The sequence below is a fragment of the Thalassobacter sp. genome (assembly GCF_982993085.1).
The window spans coordinates 1-4,714 of the sequence record NZ_CEZFMW010000172.1; the positions used below are offsets into that span (position 1 = coordinate 1).

Sequence of the window (4,714 nt, forward strand, 5' to 3'; positions counted from 1 at the left end):
GGTAACGCGCAATACTGGTCAGGGTTGTATATCATGGACCCTCCCGATCCTAACCGTCGCCACCCCACAGGACACAACGGCATACCAAATTGTTAGACCATAAATCTTAAAATCAGAAGCCACAAATTGCATTGAATGCAAAATTACAAACAACTGCAAATTGCGAAAGCGGTTGTAGACCCCGTCGCAACACGTCTAAACTGCGCGAACAACACGGGCGCCCGACTGGCCCCAAAGGGACGGATCTGGGAGGATTAACGTGATCAAGTCATTGATAACGTGTGATTGTGGCGGCAGTCAAACCGTAGATAGCGACGCACTTGCGCAGGCGACCGGGCTTTCGGTGCCGCGGACATGTTCGGCGCTTTGCACCTCACAGTTGCAAATTGCAGCGGATGCATTACAGACCGGAGACGCCGCAATCTGCTGCACCCAGCAAAGCGCGATTTTCGACGCATTGGCCGATGAGCTTGAGGTCGCCTCCGCCCCATTGATCGACATCCGCGATCGGGCTGGCTGGACCGACGATACAACCTCAGCGGGTCCTAAAATGGCCGCTTTGGTGGCCGAGGGCTTGCTACCGACCCACCCGGACAAGACCATCGATGTGGTCTCAGACGGACTATGCTTAATAGTTGGGCCATCCGCAACAGCGCTTGCTGCGGCTGAGGCACTGACACCCTATCTGTCAGTCACGGTCCTTCTTGCGCCCGGCGAAGAGCACCCCGGCACCACCGAGGCCGACATCATTTTTGGCACCCTGCGCCGTGCGACAGGCTCGTTTGGGCAATTCTCTGTCTCGATTGATCAGTTGCAGCAACCGGCCCCCGAAGGACGTGGCACACCCGCCCTGTCGCCCGCACGCAACGGCGCCCAGTCCGAGTGTGATATTCTGCTGGACCTGACCGGCGGCACACCGCTGTTCCCGGCTCCTGAAAAGCGGGATGGCTATTTGCGCGCCGACCCCGCCCACCCGGGCGCAGTGTCCGCCGCAATTTTGGCCGCAAGCCACCTGATCGGCACGTTTGAAAAAACGCTCCACATCAAATCTGAGCCCCTTCTGTGTGCCCACAGCCGTGCAGAGCAGACCGGCTGTACCCGCTGTCTGGACCTGTGCCCAACAAGCGCCATTCAGTCTGCGGGCGAACATGTCGTCATTGACCCACTGGTCTGTGCCGGATGTGGTGCATGTTCCGCCGCCTGCCCGTCTGGCGCGATCAGCTTTGATGCGCCCGCTGCGTCCCACACTTTCGTCCGGATCAATACGCTGGCCAAAGCCTACACGGATGCAGGCGGTGCGACGCCGCACCTACTGGTGACCGGTTCCAATGGTTCTGAGATGATCCGCATGGCCGCACGGTTCGGCCGCGGCCTGCCCAGCCATGTCATCCCGATGGAGATCACCGCGCTAAACGGGTTTGGCCACGCCGAGATGGTCGCAGCCCATGGTGCCGGATTTACACGCGTCAGCATCCTGCCCGAGCCAAAATCCGACCGCGATGCACTAGACACCCAGATGGAGCTGGCGCGCGCGATTGTGGGCGCCGAGACGATCGCCCTGATCGACACGCCCGACCCCGATGCCATGACCGACGCGCTGTACGACGCGGCCAAGTCCGACGCGGCCCACAGCCCCGTCCGCCCCATGGGCACACGGCGTCAGATCACCCGTCAGGCGGCGCGCGCGACGCTTGGCTCAGACACTGTTCTGCCCCTGCCCGAGGGCGCGCCGTATGGGGCGGTTTTGGTCGACACCGACGCCTGCACCCTGTGCTTGTCGTGTGTTTCGCTTTGTCCGTCAGGGGCACTGGGCGACAACCCAGACCTGCCGCAGCTGCGCTTCCAAGAGGATGCCTGTCTGCAATGCGGGATCTGCGCCTCGGCCTGCCCGGAAAATGCCATCACACTAGAACCTCGTCTAGACCTGACGGATGCCGCGTTGGAGCAACGGGTAATCCACGAAGAAGAACCGTTTGCCTGCGTCGAATGCAACAGCCTATTCGGCGTAAAATCCACCATCGACAAGATCACTGAGCGGCTGGCCGGGCACTCCATGTTCGACGAAGATAAGTTGCGCTTGATCCAGATGTGTGATGACTGCCGCGTGCGCGCGCAGATGCACAGCCAGAACAACCCCTTTACCAGTGCGCCAAGGCCAAAGCCGCGCACCACCGAAGACTATCTGAGCAAACGTCGTGACCATTGATATCCTTGGCCACGCCAGCGGCCAATCATCAGACCATCAGGGAGAGAGCGAATGAGTGATGCGTTCAACATGTCGATGCGCAAGTTCCTCAAGCAAGTCGGCGTGACCAGCCAACAAGAGATTGAGGCCGCGTTGCGCAACAAGGGCGAAGCGGGCAAAAGCTACGCGCTGAAAATGACACTCACATGCGAAGAGTTGGGGCTGGAACACACAGTCACCGGCGACGTTTCGGGAGAATAACGTGACAATTACAAGAGACGCCGTCCTTGAGGCCCTCAAGGGTGTTAGCACCCCAAGCGGCACAGATTTGGTAGAGTCAGGCGTCGTTCGGGCGTTGAATGTGGATGCAGGCAGTGTCCGCTTTGTGATGGAAATCGCCCCGTCGGATGCCGAAGCCTATGGCGCGGTCAAAACCGCCGCTGAAACCGCCCTGCAAGGGATCGGTGTTGAGGCCGTGCAAATCGTAATGACGGGCCACAGTGCACCTTCAAAGCCCGCCGCCCCCGCTGGCGAAGCGCCCCCCGACCTTAAGCCACAAAAAACCGCGCCCGCCGGGCCGCAGCCTGTGCCGGGTGTGGACCGTATCCTTGCGATTGCCTCGGGCAAAGGCGGCGTGGGAAAATCCACGGTGTCCGCCAACTTGGCCGTGGCCCTTGCGCAGCAGGGTCGCCGGGTTGGGTTGCTGGACGCCGATGTCTATGGCCCCTCGCAGCCCCGGATGCTTGGTATTACCGGTCGCCCCGCAAGCCCCGATGGAACCACTATTTTGCCCCTGCGCAACCACGGCGTGACCTCCATGTCGATCGGCTACATGACGAACGACGACCAAGCGGTTGTCTGGCGTGGGCCGATGCTGATGGGCGCGTTGCAACAAATGATGACGCAGGTCCAATGGGGCGCATTGGATGTGCTGATCGTGGATCTTCCACCCGGCACGGGCGACGTGCAGATGACGCTAGGCCAGAAGTTCAAGGTGGATGGCGCGGTCGTTGTTTCGACCCCGCAGGACATCGCATTGATCGACGCCCGTAAAGGTCTGGATATGTTCAACCAGATGAACATCCCCGTTGTTGGCATGATCGAAAACATGTCCACGCATATCTGTTCGAACTGCGGCCATGAGGAACATCTGTTCGGTCACGGCGGCGTTGCAAGCGAGGCAGAGAAACTGGGCATCGACCTGCTTGCCGAAGTGCCACTACACATGTCGATCCGGCAGGCCGCAGACGGTGGTGCACCCATCGTGGCCAGCGCGCCTGACAGCCCACAAGCTGAGGTGTTCCGCACAATCGCGGCCGCCCTCGTGGAGAAAGGCGTTGCATGAGCACGCTTGATGCCCCGCATACGCCGACCTTCCCACCGCTGATGTACGGGGAGGCTGCGGCCGACCCCGTCACCCACGCGCAGATGCGGGCCATTCAGGGCTGCGATGCTGGCCTTGTGGCCTATGACCTCGGCCAAAGCACACTTCGGGCGGCGATTGTCTTTGCCCCCGATGTCACCTTGGCGGAGGCGGCGGTGATGCTGCCGCTATGCGCTGTGGGTTTTCAAAACGCCCTCGGTGCGCTTGGCCCGCCAGAAACCGCCGTTCAGCTAGAGTGGGACGGCGTCATCCGCCTTAACGCCGCGCGCTGTGGTCGGTTTGGTATCCACGCCAGCACCGACAACCCCGCTGAAGTGCCCGACTGGATGGTGATTGATCTGACGCTGCCGCTTTGGCCGCTAAGCGACGCCCCGGGCGAGCACCCTGAGGACACCGCCCTTTATGCCGAAGGTTGCACCGAGGTGCAGGCCCCGCAACTGTTGGAATCGTGGTCGCGGCACACGCTCACTTGGGTGCGTTCATGGGAAGATGACGGGATCAAGCCTTTGCATGAAGCATGGCGCGGCTTGGCGTGGCAAATCGGTGAAGACGTTACTGTGCTTGGCATCACCGGGACATTCCTTGGCGTAGACGAAAATTTTGGACTGCTTTTGCGCGACGCTGATGGCGCCACGCAGCTTATCCCCTTGACGCGCTTGCTGGAGACAACACCATGACCGCTCCCCTAAAACTGGCCCGCGCCATCCATTTCGACGAAAGCGACCAGCGCGTTTTCCACGTGCCAGCGCGCACCGGCGAATGGTGTATCTCTGGCGGGTTTGAGTTTTCGAACTGGTCCGAGGGCGACCTGTCCGGCAAAAACCGTCAGGCGTTCTCGAACGGTTGGTTCGGCCTAGAAACCGGCGGGCGTGTCACGTTTGTGGCCGTCACACAGGTTGAGCCGGGCGAAATGGCGTCATTGGCGCAGATACTGGCGAAGCATTTTGTCACCTACTATGGCGCCCCCAGCGTTGAAGCCGCCCTGCCCACGGCCCAAGAAGAATTGGACCAGATGGCGGACCTATGCGCAGAGCATGCGCCAAACACTCTTTTGACTGTCCTGCGGGAACTGTCGGACGTGGGTGTGCGGGAAAGCTTTAGAATGATTGAGCCCAACGACGCCGGGCTCGACCAATTTGCCATTC

5 protein-coding genes are annotated in these 4,714 nt (G+C 60.7%); all 5 read left to right on the forward strand.

The features are described from left to right. The first annotated feature begins 259 nt into the window (after positions 1-259). On the forward strand, positions 260-2,206 hold the full coding sequence (locus AC4GMC_RS17175) for a 4Fe-4S binding protein (RefSeq protein WP_487878254.1): 1,947 nt from the start codon (positions 260-262) through the stop codon (positions 2,204-2,206). Positions 2,207-2,257: 51 nt separating this feature from the next. Continuing rightward, positions 2,258-2,446: a DUF6494 family protein gene (locus tag AC4GMC_RS17180; protein WP_487878253.1), complete on the forward strand. Its 189-nt coding sequence runs from the start codon at positions 2,258-2,260 to the stop codon at positions 2,444-2,446. A 1-nt stretch (position 2,447) separates the two neighbouring features. After that, positions 2,448-3,530 carry an Mrp/NBP35 family ATP-binding protein gene (locus tag AC4GMC_RS17185; RefSeq protein WP_487878252.1) on the forward strand — a complete coding sequence of 361 codons (1,083 nt, stop codon included), beginning with the start codon at positions 2,448-2,450 and terminating at the stop codon, positions 3,528-3,530. Next, positions 3,527-4,246: a biotin/lipoate--protein ligase family protein gene (locus AC4GMC_RS17190; protein WP_487878251.1), complete on the forward strand. Its 720-nt coding sequence runs from the start codon at positions 3,527-3,529 to the stop codon at positions 4,244-4,246. Before AC4GMC_RS17185 ends, AC4GMC_RS17190 begins: the two co-directional genes overlap by 4 nt. Further along, positions 4,243-4,714, forward strand: a 472-nt coding sequence (locus AC4GMC_RS17195; RefSeq protein ID WP_488101801.1) for a DUF6505 family protein, incomplete at its 3' end; no start/stop codon positions are given. The genes AC4GMC_RS17190 and AC4GMC_RS17195, both read left to right, overlap by 4 nt.